Annotated in this window: 16 protein-coding genes and 1 pseudogene; 7 read left to right on the top strand and 10 right to left on the bottom strand. The window is 49.7% G+C overall.

All coding sequences use genetic code 11. The features are described 5' to 3' along the window. Positions 1–148: 148 nt before the first annotated feature. From ACEW9I_RS19865 to ACEW9I_RS19855, 3 genes are all read right to left on the bottom strand, one after another. Positions 149–406: a BolA family protein gene (locus tag ACEW9I_RS19865; protein WP_373542063.1), complete on the bottom strand. Its 258-nt coding sequence runs from the start codon at positions 404–406 to the stop codon at positions 149–151. Positions 407–487: 81 nt separating this feature from the next. Next, positions 488–940 carry an NAD(P)H-quinone oxidoreductase subunit N gene (locus ACEW9I_RS19860; protein ID WP_373542062.1) on the bottom strand — a complete coding sequence of 151 codons (453 nt, stop codon included), beginning with the start codon at positions 938–940 and terminating at the stop codon, positions 488–490. 178 nt (positions 941–1,118) lie between these two features. Continuing rightward, positions 1,119–1,874, bottom strand: coding sequence for a hypothetical protein (locus ACEW9I_RS19855; protein ID WP_373542061.1), 756 nt, complete (start codon positions 1,872–1,874; stop codon positions 1,119–1,121). A 363-nt stretch (positions 1,875–2,237) separates the two neighbouring features. Here ACEW9I_RS19855 and ACEW9I_RS19850 point away from each other — a divergent pair, with 363 nt between their 5' ends. Further along, entirely contained in the window at positions 2,238–2,846 is a 609-nt protein-coding gene (locus tag ACEW9I_RS19850) for a 5-formyltetrahydrofolate cyclo-ligase (RefSeq protein ID WP_373542060.1), read from the top strand. Between the two features lie 227 nt (positions 2,847–3,073). Here the strand turns inward: ACEW9I_RS19850 and ACEW9I_RS19845 are convergent, their stop codons facing one another. Next, positions 3,074–3,358: a hypothetical protein gene (locus tag ACEW9I_RS19845; RefSeq protein ID WP_373542059.1), complete on the bottom strand. Its 285-nt coding sequence runs from the start codon at positions 3,356–3,358 to the stop codon at positions 3,074–3,076. A 19-nt stretch (positions 3,359–3,377) separates the two neighbouring features. On the opposite strand from ACEW9I_RS19845, the pseudogene ACEW9I_RS19840 reads away from it, so the two are divergent. After that, positions 3,378–3,458 (top strand): annotated as a pseudogene (locus ACEW9I_RS19840) (IS5/IS1182 family transposase); the annotation flags it as partial. 172 nt (positions 3,459–3,630) lie between these two features. On the opposite strand, the gene gatA reads toward ACEW9I_RS19840, so the two are convergent. From gatA to ACEW9I_RS19815, 5 genes are all read right to left on the bottom strand, one after another. Then, on the bottom strand, positions 3,631–5,079 hold the full coding sequence (gene gatA, locus ACEW9I_RS19835) for an Asp-tRNA(Asn)/Glu-tRNA(Gln) amidotransferase subunit GatA (RefSeq protein WP_373542058.1): 1,449 nt from the start codon (positions 5,077–5,079) through the stop codon (positions 3,631–3,633). A 100-nt stretch (positions 5,080–5,179) separates the two neighbouring features. Continuing rightward, positions 5,180–5,992: a metallophosphoesterase gene (locus ACEW9I_RS19830; RefSeq protein ID WP_373542057.1), complete on the bottom strand. Its 813-nt coding sequence runs from the start codon at positions 5,990–5,992 to the stop codon at positions 5,180–5,182. 60 nt (positions 5,993–6,052) lie between these two features. Further along, entirely contained in the window at positions 6,053–6,784 is a 732-nt protein-coding gene (locus tag ACEW9I_RS19825; RefSeq protein WP_373542056.1) for a sensor histidine kinase, read from the bottom strand. A gap of 19 nt (positions 6,785–6,803) precedes the next feature. Further along, on the bottom strand, positions 6,804–8,312 hold the full coding sequence (locus tag ACEW9I_RS19820) for a UDP-N-acetylmuramoyl-L-alanyl-D-glutamate--2,6-diaminopimelate ligase (protein ID WP_373542055.1): 1,509 nt from the start codon (positions 8,310–8,312) through the stop codon (positions 6,804–6,806). Between the two features lie 153 nt (positions 8,313–8,465). Then, a complete protein-coding gene (locus ACEW9I_RS19815) occupies positions 8,466–8,729 on the bottom strand; it encodes a glutaredoxin family protein (RefSeq protein WP_373542054.1) in 264 nt (87 codons plus the stop codon). A 516-nt stretch (positions 8,730–9,245) separates the two neighbouring features. Here ACEW9I_RS19815 and ACEW9I_RS19810 point away from each other — a divergent pair. From ACEW9I_RS19810 to ACEW9I_RS19790, 5 genes are all read left to right on the top strand, one after another. Next, complete coding sequence (locus ACEW9I_RS19810; RefSeq protein ID WP_373542053.1) at positions 9,246–11,327, top strand: NAD(P)/FAD-dependent oxidoreductase; 2,082 nt, start codon at positions 9,246–9,248, stop codon at positions 11,325–11,327. Positions 11,328–11,460: 133 nt separating this feature from the next. After that, positions 11,461–11,709 carry a DUF6335 family protein gene (locus tag ACEW9I_RS19805; RefSeq protein ID WP_373542052.1) on the top strand — a complete coding sequence of 83 codons (249 nt, stop codon included), beginning with the start codon at positions 11,461–11,463 and terminating at the stop codon, positions 11,707–11,709. A gap of 251 nt (positions 11,710–11,960) precedes the next feature. Continuing rightward, positions 11,961–13,310, top strand: a complete 1,350-nt coding sequence (locus ACEW9I_RS19800; protein ID WP_373542051.1) for a glycosyltransferase family 2 protein — start codon at positions 11,961–11,963, stop codon at positions 13,308–13,310. Positions 13,311–13,491: 181 nt separating this feature from the next. Continuing rightward, positions 13,492–15,462 carry a sensor histidine kinase gene (locus tag ACEW9I_RS19795; protein ID WP_373542050.1) on the top strand — a complete coding sequence of 657 codons (1,971 nt, stop codon included), beginning with the start codon at positions 13,492–13,494 and terminating at the stop codon, positions 15,460–15,462. Between the two features lie 19 nt (positions 15,463–15,481). Further along, on the top strand, positions 15,482–17,173 hold the full coding sequence (locus tag ACEW9I_RS19790) for an ABC1 kinase family protein (protein ID WP_373542049.1): 1,692 nt from the start codon (positions 15,482–15,484) through the stop codon (positions 17,171–17,173). A 13-nt stretch (positions 17,174–17,186) separates the two neighbouring features. On the opposite strand, the gene ACEW9I_RS19785 is transcribed toward ACEW9I_RS19790, so the two are convergent. Further along, the coding region (locus ACEW9I_RS19785; protein ID WP_373542048.1) for a hypothetical protein at positions 17,187–17,475 on the bottom strand (289 nt) is incomplete at its 5' end.

Raw genomic sequence — 17,475 nt, 5'->3', positions numbered from 1 at the left:
TTCCCCCGTCTTGTCGTTTTTTATTCGGGGGGAACCCTAGACATAAAACGACGCCGAATAAAAAAACGACAAGACAGCGAATCAAGATAGAGGGTAAACTGCTCGGAGATCTAGAGCGCAATCTACCAAAAAATTCGGGTAGTAAAGTCTATTGTTCGAGCTGCCATGTCTCAGGGGTATAAGTTTTGAGTGCGAGGGCATGAATGGCTCCACTAGCCATCGCCTCACTGACAGTACCGTAAACTAGTTGGTGTTGTTGGATCAGTGATTTGCCTGCGAATTGGGCCGAAACTACTACCGCTTGGTAATGATCGCCACCACCTGTCAAATCGGTGATTTGGACGATCGATTCTGGAATACCTGCTTCGATTGTCGCTTTAACTTGACTGGGAGTAATCGCGCTCATGGGGAGTTAGGAATTGGGAATGGAGGGTGAGACCCCGATGGATATCTCAATTATAACTGGAGACTCCGATCCTAATCTAGATTAGGCATTGACGATCTCGGTGAGCTTTACCCAGCGAAACTGGCGATCTCCACCCAATTCGACAACAACTTTGACACGGGGATCGATCGTGGGTAACTCGGTGAGATAAGCCAATTCTTGATTGGATAATACTTGACCGTCACCCAGCCACAATACTAGACCTTTGGAGCCAGGTAGCAGATGTGCCAGATATGTATCTAACATCGGCGGTATATAGTAAGTGCGAATTTCTTTTTTGCCGACATGAGCGGGACGAACGCCATGTACGCCAGTGAGGTAGGAACTCAGATCGCCCATACCGCGTGCCGATAGGTTCATACTCTCATATCCAGTCGCACGCAGCCTGCGTTGATAGCGACCCTCATAGCCACCTTCGAGCGGGGCATATACACCCAAGGCTCCAGCTTGTTCGAGATCGCGAATAAATGGCTTACCAGTCGTAATTAGAGGCACAGTATTGACATCCTGTTAGGATCGACGAGCGGTTACTTGGCGATCGAGCATCGGCAATTTGGGGATAATCATCTTGCTACGCGCCCAGATGTCGATCGTCATGGTCAGTGGGATCAGATCGTGTTGGTAACTGTCTCCCGTCTACAATTATGCCATGTGTCGGTCGATCGAGCTAGATTTAGTCGAGGATATTGATGCCATCATAGACCAAGGCGATGAGTTCGCCGTGGTTGTTGAATTCGATCGCTGATGCTTTGGGAGTCAAAATCGTGATATTTTCAAATGCCCAGCAACAACCGCAGGAACGAGCTAGATCGATGAGTAATTGAATCTGCGGGATGTCAATCCCAATTTGGTGAAAGTAATCCAAATAACTCAAATAAGCAATCCGATAATCTTGCATCGCGGTTGGTAGTGAGGATGGCCCAAGCAATGGATAAGTCTTTTTGATTTCGGCGATCGACACTTCATTTAAAAAGTCTCCAAGTCGATCGAAAGCGATATTTTGTCCTTCCCCCGTCAGTTGAGCGCGAGGATTGGCATAAGCTTTAACTACTTGGATAAAATCTGGATCGATCTGGCGGGCGATCTCCCGATGACAGCTATCCCAAATTTGTTGTAGAATCCGATCGCCCACATTGATTAGATCTGGACGATCGATCGAGGTTTTCATGGCGATGAGTGGATTTTCCGTCCAGAGCACCCGCGCTCTACCGATGCCAGCATATAGGTAGCAAGCATTAATGGCATTTTCGGCTCGATCGCGATCTGTTGTCCGATCGGTCAGGATTTTCTCCCACTTTGTTCGGATCTGCGGGATCAGATCCACTTCTAATTTAACTAATTTCCGGCGTTCGCTTGACACTTTGGCTAAGTACTTGGCTAAGGATTCACTTGTTTTGGTTTTATAGAAGGCATCAATGGATAATAACATATTATTTTTAATTGTAATTAATTAGACTTAATTTCAATTTGAGTGAGAGCTATAACTTAACTAATTAATGATTTTTAGCAGCTAGATTATTGAAATATGGATCGCAATATTGATAGGATTACGCTTGTCTCGGTGGGAAAAATAACTAATGTAGTGGCATCTGTATCTAAATCTTAGCTGGGAATTGAGTAGATCTGGATGGTTGATTTGGCTGATTTTGCTCAGTGAGAACGATCGTCTGGATCTGGGTAAAGCTTGATGTCAATCTCGCACTAGTATGGAGGAGCCTTTAATCAGCGTACCCAGACAGCGAAGTATTGATATCTTTGGTAGTGCAGATCCAGTAGTAAAAATTTAGCAAAATTGTCTCAGTCGCTCATTATGGCGATCGTCAACCCCATCAAAGAGCTTTGCCGCCACCAATTGCTGGGGCAGCGACAAGCCCTACCGCCTGCACTGTGGCGATCTCAAAGCGATCGGATCTGCCATCATCTGTTGTGCTGTCCCGAATTCATCGCAGCACGAACGATTCTGGCATATCAAAGCTGTCGTCAAGAACCTAGTCTCGACTATTTGTTTGCCCATCATCTGCCACAGTGGGGGTTACCCAGATGTGTCGGTCAAGAGCTGCTGTGGCACCGCTGGCAGCCGTCAGAACCGCTGATAAAGGGGCGTTATGGTATTTTAGAACCCGAACCTAGATCGCCGCTGTTGGAACCCGATTGCGTCGATCTGATATTAGTACCAGCGGTGGCGATCGATCGGCATGGTTATCGGCTGGGTTATGGGGGTGGTTACTACGATCGCTTATTCGCCGATCCGTTGTGGCAAAAGATTCCCACGATCGGGATCGTGTTTGATTTTGCCTATCTAGGTGCGCCCCCATTGGCAGATCGGCTCTCGTGGAACATCGATCCTTGGGATATTCCGGTAGATGCAGTTTGTACAGAATTGGGCTTGACGAGACTTTGACAGTAGGGGCGATCGATCGACTCTACTACCAATCGAGCGCAAATAGTTCATCAAACACTGGGGTTGTTGGGTTTCAAGGCTCAACCCAACCTACAAGCTACTGCTTCTATCATCTACTACATCGAAAGTTGGGAAATCTCTCGTCACAAGTTCAGGCAGTGGTTTCAGCTTTATCCATTGCTCGTGGGCTGTAGGCAGTGCCAATCCTATGAAGTTGAAATGAGTAGTTATTCAATCATAAAATATCCTAAATCTATTGGAAGAGTCAGTTTCTTATTATCATAAACTGCAAATATGAGACTTATAAAGTACCTGCTCTTTTCACCATTACATACTAAGATATCTGCCAATCCCCAATTGTTTTTAAAGTCCACACCTCTAATAAAATCTTCATTTACTATCTCTAGCATGTAAGCATTATATATATTGTTAATCAAAACAATAATATCAATTTTATTACAGCTTGATTTAAAAAGATCGACAACCATCAAGTGAATTTTATCAATGTGCATGATGTGGGTGACGGATCTGTGTCACTGGGTTGTGGCGGTGGTCTTGCGACCCCAAGAACGCAAAGTATTTGTGCTACTCCCGAAACGTTGGGTCGTGGAATGAACCTTTAGGTGGCTTTCTTGGTGTCGCCGATTAAACCCTCGATCGTGAAGGTTTAATCGGCGACTTCAGAAAAGCGGAGCAAATCAATTTTCTTTAACCCGAACTCACGTTATTGTATAACGGGAGAATCCAGACATCAGACGGTAGAGCTGATCGGTAACTCCATGCTTTATAAACTAGGCGATCGCTTATACCAGTCATTTGTCTGCTCGTACACATGGGCGGCTTGAAGCAAGACATCCTCACGCAAAGCATTGCTAATCAATTGCAACCCGATCGGCATTCCTTTGTCATCAAATCCACAGGGGATACTGATTCCAGGTAAGCCAGCAAGGTTGACGGGGATAGTCATCAAGTCAGACAGATACATGCTCAACGGATCGGCAGTTTTTTCGCCTGCTTTGAACGCCGTCGTCGGGGCGGTAGGGGTGATGAGAATATCTACCTTTTCAAAAGCTGCGGCAAAGTCTTGAGCGATCAGCGTCCGTACTTTTTGAGCTTTGAGGTAATATGCGTCGTAATAACCTGCCGAAAGCGCGTAGGTGCCGAGCATGATTCGCCGTTTGACTTCCGCGCCAAATCCGGCGGCTCTAGTCTGAGTGTACATCGACATCAGATTGTCAGCTTCTGCTCGAAATCCATACTTGACGCCATCATAGCGGGCTAAATTTGCCGAAGCTTCGGAAGGGGCGATGACGTAATAAGTGGGCAATCCATAGCGGAAGCGGGGACAGGAAATTTCTTGAACTTCAGCACCGAGGGCGCGGAAGTGCTCGATCGCTTTTCTCACTGATTCAGCAACTTGCGGATCTAAACCTTCGCCAAAAGTTTCGGTGATGACGCCGACTTTTAAGCCCTTGGGTAGATCTGGGGTGAGTAGTTGGGAATACTTGGGAATCTCGATATTGAGACTGGTAGAATCTTTGGGATCGTAACCTGCGATCGCTTCGAGTAAGATGGCGGCATCTTCTACCGTCCGTGCAAATGGCCCGATCTGATCGAGCGAAGAAGCATAAGCCACCAATCCAAACCTCGACACCAATCCATAGGTCGGTTTTAGCCCCACCACGCCACAAAAAGCCGCAGGTTGACGGATTGAACCACCAGTATCAGAACCGAGCGATACGACGCATTCTGAACCAGCTACAGCCGCAGCCGAACCGCCTGAAGAGCCGCCAGGTACTCGCGCTAGATCCCAAGGATTGGCGGTGACTTGATAAGCCGAGTTTTCGGTAGAGCTGCCCATCGCAAATTCATCGAGGTTGGTTTTGCCCAGGGATACTGCGCCCAAATCTTGCAGCTTTTGAGTGACGGTGGATTCGTAAGGCGGTATAAAGCCTGCAAGAATTTTGGAACCGCAGGTGGTTTCGATCCCCTGAGTACACATATTGTCCTTGAGTGCGATCGGAATTCCGGCGAGGAGGGGGATATCTTCACCTGCGGCAATTTTGGCGTCTACCAATCTTGCCTGGGCAAGGGCTTGGGTTGGTGTGGTGCGGAGAAAACTACGTAGCTGCGGTTCGAGTTGCTCCACCCGATCGATCGCTTCAGTGGCGATTTCTACTGCCGATCGTTGTTTGGTGACAAGCTGATGGTGCAAATCGCGGATGGATGCCATGGAGTTAGGTGTTAGGTGTTAGGTTTTAGGTTTTAGGGATTGGCAGCTAGAGAACAGCTTGGATCTCTCAGCCCAAAACCTAATTCTACTTTACCAGCCACTAGCTACCAGCCACTAGGGTAAATACGGAAATTTCTGGACGACAGTTAAACCGAGCGTAGAGTTTAACCATGCCGATCCCCCGATTGGTGTACTGGATCATGTCTCCAACTTGATAGCGTCCCAAGGGATATTTGTGAGCGTATTCAGGCAGATATACCTTGTAAAAGGGGATGCGGATCTGTCCGCCATGTGAATGTCCAGAAAGTTGTAGCCCAAAGCGTCCAGTGGCGGCGGATACGTCAGCAAAATCTGGCTCGTGAACGAGCATAATCGCGGCTCCAGTGGCGGGTAACTGGGCAAGAACGAGATCGAGCCTGTCTTGGCGGGCATAGACATCACCGACGCCAGCAATATGCAGTGTGGCGCGATCGCGGGTGATGGTGTAGATGGTATTTTCGAGTAACGTAATTCCGGCTTGGGTGAGCGCGGCGCGGATGGGCGTAGGATCGTTGTAGACATCATGATTGCCCAATACCGCCAGGGTGCGATCGCGAGGATGTAGCGCAGCTAAAATATCTAACTGTTCGACATGTTGTCTGGGCAATCGACTAACATGATCTCCTGTGATAACGATCGAATCTGGATTTTGGTCATTTACGGTAGCGACAACTTTTGCTAACTGAGCACGATCGATTCCATCCCCGGCATGGAGATCGGTAATCTGAACGATCCGATAGCCATCGAATGCTCGATCTAGTGTGGGTAAATTAATAGCGATCTGGGTAACTTCAAGCCAGTTGGGTTCGATTTTATGGACATAAATGCTGCCTAAAAATATCAACAGACACCCCATCAATAGAACGTTAACCATTCGGACTAGGATCGATTTAAGCTTGGGTATACGCACGGGGGTTATTTTAGGCTTTAGGCTTTAGGGATTGGGCGGCGATCGCTTTGTGGGTAAGAGTACTCGAAACTTTGTGCCGACACTGATTTGACTGGTGACTGAGATCGAGCCGCCACAACGGAGTAGTAGATTTTGGACGATTGTCAATCCTAAGCCCGCACTATTATTGTCTTCATCTGCCGAACTACGGATCCGATAAAAGCGATTAAAAATCTTGGGAATTTCTGATGGCGGAATCCCAATTCCTGTGTCGCGAAACTCTAACTGAACGTATTCATTTTGGAGCGTAGCTTGGACAAAAACTTGTCCACCGCTGGGCGTGTATTTGATACCATTGTGCAATAAATCGATGGCAATTTGCCGCAACCACCCCTCTACAAAGGCAATTGGAGGTAAATTATTTGAAACAGTATAGCCCAATTTTACCCCTTTTTCTTCGGCTAATGGTTGGTAAGTACTAACTATGCCTGGAATAATTTGGGATAGTTCGATAGGAACTATGGCAGCGCGATCTGAGATCCGATCGAGTGCGATCAGTCTACTTACGCCGTTAATGAGCGAGTTTTGGCGATCGCATTCACCACCAATCAACCCCAGATATCGCCGCCGTTGCGATGGCTTGAGTACTGGTGACTCCAGCAACTTGAGCGCAGTTTTGATATTAGTTAATGGCGTACACAACTCTTGCATGAGGTGTTCGATTAACTCATCTTTGAGTTCGCCCAGACTTAGTTCGGGCGGAGGGGTTTTGTCCATTGTGATGTTTAACTGCTAACTACTCGATCGCCAATTTTGAACAGCCAAATTTTTTAGTTAGAGCAGTGCGGGCTTGTTCGCGATCGTCAAAATAGATTTTTTCGGTACCGAGGATTTGATAGTCTTCATGTCCTTTGCCTGCGATCAGGACACCATCTCCAGGAGCCGCCATCGCGATCGCCCGCTCGATGGCTTGAGCGCGATCGGCAATGACTTCAATGCCGATCGTCCGCTCGATGCCAGCCATAACATCTTGCAAAATTTTGGCAGGATCTTCCGTGCGCGGATTATCCGATGTTACCACTACTAGGTCGGCCAAAGCGGCGGCAATTTTGCCCATTTGGGGGCGTTTGGTGCGATCGCGATCGCCACCACAGCCAAATACACAGATTACTTTGCCATGAATAAAGGGACGGGCAGCAGTGAGTAAGCTTTCCAAACTATCAGGGGTATGGGCATAATCGACGATCGCGGTAATATCTTGCTCAGGTGCAACTTGGACGCGTTCCATCCGTCCTGGTACACCTGGAAAATGCGCGATCGCCGCAACAATCGCGTCCAAGCCCATCCCCAGGTGCAATGCCGTCGCGACCGCCGCGAGCAGGTTTTCGAGGTTGTAGTCGCCCACTAGGGGGGAGCTGAAGCTGATTTCGCCCTGGGGAGTATGGAGTTGACCTGTGACGCCAGTTTGCTGGTAGGTCAATTCGTTCGTCCAGAGGTCAGCGGTAGGATCGGTGGTACTGTAGCTCCAGACTCGCTCTGCGGGGATTTGGGCGATGATTCTTTTGCCATACTCGTCATCGAGATTGACGATCGCCCGTCCGCCGAGATATTCGGGACTAAATAATAAAGCTTTGGCTTGGAAATAGCTTTCCATATTTTGGTGATAGTCCAAGTGATCCTGAGTGAGGTTGGTAAAGACACCCACCTCAAACGGACAACCCATGACGCGCCCTTGATCGAGGGCGTGGGAGCTGACTTCCATCAGGGCAACTTGGCTACCTGCGGCGAGGGCGAGGGCGAGTTGCTGCTGGAGATCGACGGCGAAGGGGGTGGTGTGGGTGGCTGTTTTTTGGTAGCCTTGCCAGCGGGTGTAGAGGGTGCCGAGCAGGGCGGTAGAGATACTGGCTTGGGCGAGGAGGTATTCGATGATGTGGGTGGTGGTGGTTTTACCGTTGGTACCTGTGACGCCGACCATTTTGAGAGTACGGGCGGGATGCTGGTAAAAGGTGCCAGCGAGGGCGGCACAGGCGGCTGTCAGATCGGTAGCGATCGCGATACAGTTAGCGGCAGTGGGTGGATGGATGGCTGCGGCTGCGGGTGAAATTACGGCTCCGATCGCTCCTGCGGCGATCGCACCTTGCCAAAATTCACCGCCATCGACGCGTGTTCCAGGCATCCCGATGAATAAGTCGCCAGGGGTACAGGCGTGGGAATTGGTTTTTAAGCCTGTTACTTCAAGATCTAAGTTGGGATGTTCGCTGGGGATGCTAATTTGGCTGTGAGTCAGGAGTTCGCGTAGTTTCATATCAAGATAGTAAATGAATATCCTCAAACCAACTGTCAACTGTCTGCTTGTCTTGTCTCGCTAAACCCTCGGCAGAGCCTACGTATCGCGAGCCGCTAGTGCAACACATGCGCCAGGTATCCTCCGCGTGATTGCATCCGCAACTGTCAACTGTCAACTGAATTCCGAGTACTGCTGTAAAGTTTGCTGGACTTGGGGAACGCTGGCGCGGGGGGAGAAGCGGGGGATGGATTGTTCGGTGCCATCGACTTGTACATATAATACTGGGATTTCGTATTGGTAGCGATCGAACCAGTCGGGGTTGGTGGTGATTTCGCGAAGTTCGAGGTGGATGTTGAGGTCGGTAATTTGCTCGATTTTTTCTTGGAGTCCTTCGCAGAGGTGGCAGCCGATTTTGGTATACAAAATTAAGTGCATGGGATTTGAGCGAAACGATCGAAGTTATTCAGTACAATACAATAACTGGTAGCGATCGACATAGGTGAGTTTTTGTCTTGTGCTTTGGTGTTTGATGTGTTGTCAGTAATAGCGTAGCGGTAAATGAAGAGAATTTGTCGGTTGCGGTTTTTGCTGGCGTGGGCAGAACCAGGGTCTGGGGGTTGTCTTGATGCGCTAAACCTAAACCGTCGGGGAACAAAGGCGTGCGCGCATCGCCCCTCAAACTCCCCCACGTATGTTGGTTGTTGGCGATCGGCGTGGCATGTGGTTGGCACTTACCTGGTGGCTACGGGGTAGGGTTTGGTTGGTGCTGATTTATGGTGGGCTGGGCACGAAACCCTCCCCTACACATGGCTTTTTATCAATGCGGAGTATCGATCTCATCCATCATCCACCCTCTACCCTCTACCCTCTACCCTCTACCCTCTACCCTCTACCCTCTACCCTCTACCCTCTACCCTCTACCCTCTACCCTCTACTCCCAACTCCCAACTGATGCAAGAGCTGTTATACATCGAAATACCTACACCGAATATCGATCGAGTGCGATCGTGGTTGCAAAGTGAATGGCAGCCAGAGAGTGGCGTGTCGGTGTTGACAACTGATGGTTTGCGGGTACAGTTTCCAGATCTGATGAGTACTGGGATGGAATTGGTGCCGGAGTTGTCGGTTTTTGTGTGGTCGTTGCAGCGGACTACTTACTTGAAGGTGTTTCGGTGGGCGGAGCGGGTGATTCCCCCTGAAGGTCAGATCGTGCGGGAGTTGACGACCCAGATTCGGCAGGAATTTCCGGCGACTTATCCAGCTCCGCCGGAGATCGATTTGAGTAATATGTCGATTTTTGAGGCGTTGGAGCCTTTTTATCCAGCGACAGTGAAGTATTTTCGGAAGATGCCCAAAGGTGAGGCGGATCTCCAGCGGGTGTACTGGTGGGAGCAACGGTGGCGGGAGGGGGTGCGGAATCCTCAGCAGCCGAAGCAGGTATTGTTTAGGGTTGAGGATGCTGCGGATCTGACGGCGACGCTAACGGATCGATCGCGATACGATCTGATTTATATTGGTGGCGCGTTGGGGGTGATTCATGCGGCGGTGATGGCGCGGTTGGGCTACCGGGTGCTGTTGTTGGAGCGGTTGCCATTCGGACGGATGAATCGGGAGTGGAATATCTCGCGGGAGGAGTTTCAACGGTTGATCGATTTAAATTTGTTTACGCCAGCGGAGTTTGAGGGGGTCATTGCGCGGGAGTATGTCGATGGGTTTAGTAAGTTTTTTGATGCGAATAATCCTGCCAGTTGTCAGGCAAAAGTTTTGTCTACACCGACGGTGTTGAATATCTGTCTGGATGGGGAGGCGTTATTGCGGATCTGTGGGGACAAATTGCGCCAAGCGGGTGGGGAAATCTGGGATGAGACGGAATTTAGCCGTGCGGATATTTCGGAGCGGGAAACGGTCGTGACGAGCCAGCATCTACCGACTGGGGAAAGGCGGATCGTACGGGGGCGGTTGTTGGTCGATGCGATGGGTACGGCATCCCCAATCGCGTGGCAGCTAAATGGTACCCATGCTTTTGATAGTGTTTGTCCGACGGTGGGAGCGGCGATCGCCAGTGGGTTTGCGCCGGAGGTGTGGGATGCGCGGTATGGCGATGTGTTATTCAGTCATGGGGATATCTCGCGGGGACGGCAGTTGATTTGGGAGTTATTTCCAGGTGCGGGTGAGGAGATCGTGGTGTATTTATTTCATTATCATCAGGTGAACCCTGAAAATCCTGGCTCGTTGCTGGAAATGTATGAGGATTTCTTCACAATTTTGCCAGAGTATCGGCGGTGCGACATGGATGAGCTGGTGTGGCGGAAGCCGACGTTTGGCTATATTCCTGGACACTTTACGGTCAGTAGTCGCGATCGAGTGGTAGCCTTCGATCGGACGATCGCGATCGGGGATGCGGCGTCTCTTCAATCACCGCTGGTGTTTACGGGATTTGGTTCGCTAGTTCGCAATCTACCCCGACTGACGCATCTGCTCGATACCGCGCTCAAGCACGATTTGCTCGATCGGGATGCGCTCGATCGGATTCGGGCTTATCAGAGCAACGTGGCGGTGACGTGGCTATTTTCTAAGGGGATGATGGTGCCGACAGGGATGCAGTTACCGCCAGAGCGGATCAATGCAACGCTGAATACGTTCTTTGGCTTGTTGGCAAATGAGCCGCCGGAAGTTGCCGATACTTTTATCAAGGATCGGACGGATTGGCTGACGTTCAATCGTCTGGCACTGAAGGCGGCTGGGCAAAATCCAGCTTTGCTCTGGTGGATCTGGAAAATTGCGGGAGCAAAAGATATTTTTCGCTGGCTGGGTAGTTATCTGATTTTTGGCTGGGACGCGATCGTCAATTTCTTGTTTAGTAGTTGGATTCCCGCTGTGGCGATCCAAGTCCAACCCTGGCTGGAGGCGAGATCGCCGCGCCTATGGTTGCGACTGTTGGCTTTTAGTTACACACTCAAAGCTGGCAAACAACCACCCCTACCACCACCGAATCCGAAGGTAAATACTGACTCGCTGACAGTCAGTAACTAGAACTCTGCCTTTGGGAGGATAACTATCTGCGGGGCTGTTGCTAAATTTAAGTGATAACCACACAGACTTAGCGCAGATGGTGCTAGTCTGTAAGACTCGATGATAAATAGTGATTGAGCGAGGAGCCAAAACCATGCACGACCCAAGATCGAATTCACTCGTAGGTGCAAATCCAGAGGATGATGCCTACCGAGCCGAGGTGAATGGTGACGAGGCTGTCGGCGGTACGACGGCTATCCCCAGTCAAAATGACACGGAAGAATTGGCAGCGGCTGTGGGTGTGACTGTCGAGGAGGGATCGCCACTAGCGATCGAGGAAATGATGGAGAATCGCGATCGCGATCGCTGGGAGCTAGACCCCGCATCAGCTATCGATATCTAACACTAGCGATCGCCATTTACTGGATCTGAAGGTAGCCAATTTGGTCATCGATCGTCGCGATCCCAACCGAGCGGCTAGATTGATGTCGAGTGTGTGCAACTACAACTGCCACTAAATAGTATCCAGATTTACCGATCGCACTCATCCCCAGTCAGGTTAAGATGTGTAAATAAGTGGATGAATACTAGCCGATCGCTCGATCGCCACTATTATTCACCAGTAAGTATTTACCAACTCCTGTATCCATCAACATGACCGATCGCAGCTTGCCCATTACCATTGAGAATCCAACCGCAGCGAAGATCGATTGGTCGGTAGGGATGGGTTATCGGCGGGTCAAGACAGCGACGATCCTGGGCAGCCTCTGGGTGGGGGTTGCAGCTTTACATCTGATTAGCTGGGGCTATCTGTTGGTGTGGGCGATCACTAGCATGTTTTGCTGGCGCGCACTGCGCTTGGTGATGACCAAAGTTGCTCCGCCCCCATTATTGAAGACACCCCAGACATATCCATTCATTTCGTTGGCGATTGCTGCCAAAAATGAAGCAGCGGTGATTACCAACTTGGTAGAAAGTCTCTGCAACTTAGATTATCCTGCCGATCGCTATGAAGTGTGGGCGATCGATGACAATAGCAGCGATCTGACCCCCGAAATCCTCGACAAACTCGCCCAGCACTACCCCCAATTACAAGTCCTCCACCGCAACGAGCGCGACACGGGCGGTAAATCCGGTGCCCTCAATCAAGTCCTCTCACTGATGCAGGGGGAGATTATCGGTGTCTTTGATGCTGATGCTCAAGTTACTCCTGATTTTCTCGATCGAGTCCTTGCCTATTTCCAATCCGAAACCATTGGCGCGCTCCAGCTCCGCAAAGCGATCGTCAATAGCGAAACTAACTTTCTTACGCGCGGACAGCGGGCAGAAATGGCTCTGGATGCCTATCTACAGCAACAACGGATCGGTGGCGGGGGGATCGGCGAACTACGCGGTAACGGTCAATTTGTCCGCCGTACCGCCTTGGTTGGTTGCGATGGTTGGAACGAGCAAACGATCACTGACGATCTCGATCTGACACTGCGGCTGCATTTAACTGGGTGGGATATTGCCTTGATGCCCTATCCTCCCGTCGGCGAAGAAGGTGTCACCACTGTCAAAGCCTTGTGGCATCAACGGAATCGCTGGGCTGAGGGTGGCTTTCAACGTTATCTCGACTACTGGGAAGCGATCGCTAGCAATCGGATGGGTACCAAAAAAACCCTCGATTTACTCCTGTCGTTTGTATCGATCCAGTATTTACTTCCGCCCGCAGGTATCCCCGATTTTCTGATGGCATTTTGGCTCAAGCATCCCCCCCTACTACTGCCGATGACTGCTTCCCTTGGGGTAGTGTTGCCGTTGTGGGCGACTTGGGTAGGGCTGCGGCGCAGTTATCAACAAGCCAATCGCCAGGTGAGTATGGCGACATTGTTTGCCCAAACAGCGATCGGCTCGTTGTTTATTCTCCACTGGTTGGTTATCATGCCATTTGCGATCGCTCGGATGGCAATTTTTCCCAAACGGCTTAAATGGGTCAAAACCCTCCGTCAAGCGGATCTCTAGTCGCGATGTCAAAAAAAATACACCGGATCGCTCTAAACTACCCAACAACGCGTCAATCTCTGGGCATACTTAGTATAGATAGATCGATCCTCACTTAGACCATCAACTGCAATCGAACAGTGTGGCACAATAAATGGATAGGTCTAGTATCTACACCCGCTGCTCACCAGATCGATTACTCATGCAGGATTCTCGCGAAATTGATTATTTCGGACAACGCATTCTCCAGATCGTCCAACCGTTGGCGGCTGGTGAAGATCGCACGGAAGTGTTAGATCGATTGGCTCGATCGATCGCTACCAACTTCGCTGCCGATGGCTGTTGGCTCCTCCAGTATGTCTCGCCAGACCGCGTGCGGATAGCTGCGAGTGCGTGTGTCAGTCATCGCACCAACTCTATTTCGAGTCAATTGGTCAATTATCCGCTCCCCTCGGCACCGACGCCAACGCTGTGGCGGATGACCTTACTCCCCGACTATCAGGTGACGATCGTCGAAACTCGTGACGGAGATCGGATTACTGGCTGTGTGATAGTGGCAACCAAAGGGGTGGACTGGTCACCCGAAACCAAGCTCATCTTCCAAATTGTCGCTGACTATGTTGGGGTCGCGTTGATTCAAGCAGATCTTCAGATCCAGGCGCAGATTTCGCAGATTTATCCCCAGCTATATTACCGACTGACTCAAGCCATTGTCGAGAATCACCGGATCGATCGCTTATTTGAAATTGCGGTAGCGGATATGGTGGCAGCACTAAAACTCAAGCGTGGGCTAGTGTTGACGCTCAAATCTAGCGGCTCGATCGTCCAGCCTGTCGCTCAACTGCCGGAGACAGGCGCGCCAACACTAGATATCTCCGACGTGTGGGATACTAGCACTACTGAACCGATCGCCCCGGCGGTACCCGATGAAACCGCTCGATTTGCTCAAACTGCGACCCAGATTCAAATAGTAACGGCGATCGATGTGCGCTCGGGCAAGTCATCCACATTACCGTCATCCTTTCTATTGGCAAATTCTGCCTGGTGCCAGACAGCACTGGCTAATGCACCCAATCCGACTATTTTTGATGGCAATGAGCGTCATAGTACTCCCACGGATCGATCGATCTTTCAAGACGATTTATTGCCGAGTATGGTGATGATCCCGTTGATGGGAGCCACGATCCCCGATCGTCAACCCACGGCGGCGATCTGGGGGTGGCTGGTGCTCCAACACGATCGATCTCGTCATTGGCATCCGGTGGAGTTGAAGATGCTCCAGTGCCAGATCTATCAAATTGCCCTAGCGAGAATCCAGCGTAAAGCTCTCCAGCACTCTCGTACCGCTGTCGCCAATCGCACCTCCCAAGTCCAAACCAGCCTACAACTGCAAGCAAAGTTGCATGATGTCGGTCGCAAACGGATGGAAAAATTGCGCCAAGCCAATGAATTCAAAGATGAATTTATCAGTACGATCGGGCATGAGCTACGGACACCGCTAACCAGTATGTCTTTGGCGATCAAAATGCTGCGCCAAGCTGATGTCGATCCCCAACGACGGCAACAGTACCTCGATATCTTGGACGAGCAGTGTCAGCGGGAAATCAAGCTAGTCAATGATATCCTCAAACTCCAACAACTAGAATCCAGACAACTAGAATTTCGACCCCAACAGATCGCACTCAATCAATTTGTCTCCGAGCAGGCGACAATTGTCGCAGATCGCTGGTCTGAGAGTAAATCCCTAGAGCTGTCGCTTCACCTCCCCCAGATCTCCCCCCAGATCCAAACCGATGCCGATAGTCTCCAACATATTGTCGAGGAATTGCTGGTCAATGCGGGCAAATTTGCCATGCCACAGACGATGGTGGAAGTCTGGCTAACTGTCGATGCACAGCAAGCGACTTTTAAAATTGCCAATTTCAGCAAGCCAATTGCTAGTGAAGATCTGCTCAATATATTTGATAAATTTCGGCGCGGTGCGGGTGCGACCCAACAAGCGATCGCGGGCACTGGTCTCGGTTTGGCTCTAGTCAAATCGATGGTGGATCACATTCAAGGTACAATTACCGTGACTAGCGATCTAGTCGCCCCAGCGGCGGCACCGATTGGCTCAAGCATTGCCAAAACTTGCTTTACGGTCACTATCCCAACAGTACTCGAACGGCATTAACTTGAGGAAGCCAGCCGCTATGTGGATCGGAGCGCGACAGCATACGCCCATCTTACCGAGATCGGTAGTCGATCCAGATCGCCGCTTTCGGTGGCAACGGGCGAGATATTCTTGTCGCGCTAGGCAATTCGATATCTATACTGCGGCGATCGGTTTGGGGTGGGATCTGCTGCGAGATGTTGTCTTCCCTACTACCAATGAACGCTACCACCGTCGCCGCGCTCAAAAATTGGTGAACACGGCGATCGGCTTGGGGCCAACTTTTATTAAGATCGGTCAATCTTTATCGACTAGAGTTGACTTTTTTCCGCCGATTTATACCGAAACTCTCAGTCAATTACAAGATCGAGTTCCGGCTTTTGGGGTTGATGAAGCGATCGAGATTATCGAGACAGAGCTGGGGACTTCGTTAGACATATTGTTCGCAGAATTCGATCCGATTCCGCTTGCTGCTGCTAGTCTGGGACAAGTCCATAAGGCGAAACTCCGCACGGGAACGGCTGTGGCGATCAAAGTCCAGCGTCCAGGGTTACAGCGGTTATTTGAGCTGGATTTTCAGGTGATTGAAAAGCTGCTCTGGTGGGTCGATCGCTTATTGCCCAGAAAGCGATCGCGAGAACTCAGAGCTATTTATCTAGAATTTTTTACGCTCCTATTTCAGGAAATAGACTACACCAAAGAAGGGCATAATGCCGATCGGTTTAGAGTCAATTTTCAAGCACAGAAACTAGTCACCGCACCAGAAATTCACTGGAAGTATACAACTAGTAAAGTTTTGACGATGAGTTATTTACCAGGGATCAAAATTGACGATCGCGCGACCCTGGAAGCTTGTGGTTTCGATCCTAAACAAATCAATCAACTCGGCATTTGTTGTTATCTCAAGCAACTATTAGTCGATGGCTTCTTTCAAGCCGATCCGCATCCTGGTAATATGGCAATCATGGCTGATGGCAAATTGGTAGTCTATGATTTTGGGATGATGGCAGAGTTAAAAGAGATCTCAACCGATCGGATGATTGAGACTTTTTGGGCGGTGATGAAAAAAGACGAAGTTGCTGTGACTGATAACTTGATCGAGCTAGGATTGATCGAGCCAGTCGCTGACATGCGCCCGATTCGACGCGTCATCGAATTCATGCTCGAACGCTTTACCGATCGTCCCGTCGATATCAAAGAATTCGATCGGATCAAGAGTGAAATTACCACTCTATTTATTCAGCAACCCTTTCAACTATCCCCAGAAATGAGCTTTATTCTCAAAGCTTTATCGACACTGGATGGGATTGCACGGACATTAGATCCCGAGTACAATTTAGTCGTCGCCGCTCAACCATTTATCCGCAGTATCGCAATTGCCGAGCGTGGTAATATTGTTGGTAAACTTAGTCGGCAAGCAGTTAATTATCTCAAGCATAAATTAACTCAACCGAATGCTAGTAAGCTCCGAATCCAACAGCTAGAAGAAAGATTGGCACAGCAAGAACTCGAAATATCGATGCGATCGCAAAGCACCGCTAAATTGATTAACAAAGTTTATTGGAATCTAAGTTATCTCTGCGGGACTAGTCTAAGCGCGATCGTCGCAATTTTATTAATTGCTACTTATCCATTGTATTCTTTAGTTTTGTTTGGACTTGCTGGTTTAGGCGGATTGATTTGGCTGCACTCGCTCTGGAAGTTAGTAAATCAAACTAGGCTGATAAATTAACCTAAATTGTTACCTATTTCTTACCTGCGACTTGTCTTATTGCGCTAAACCCTCGGCTTTGCCGAGGAGCGCGCACCGCTGCTTGGTGCAACACATGCGGAGGGAACCTCTGCGTGGTTGCATCCGCAAAGTCACGGCTGGTGATGCAAAGTCTGCCTACGTAGGGCTTGCTGAATAAGTCATACGATCGAGTGAGCGAATCTCGAAGCACGCTCACTCGAAGCGCGTCGTCTAGCGACGATCGCCAATGATAATTTTTAGTTAAGCTCAAAGGAGATACAAGCAAGATTTCTAATCGGTAG

It is taken from the genome of Chamaesiphon sp. (assembly GCF_041738855.1).
Classification (GTDB): Bacteria; Cyanobacteriota; Cyanobacteriia; order Cyanobacteriales; family Chamaesiphonaceae; genus Chamaesiphon.
The sequence above is the reverse complement of the archived record's forward strand: the minus strand, read 5'-3'. Positions and strand labels throughout refer to the sequence as shown.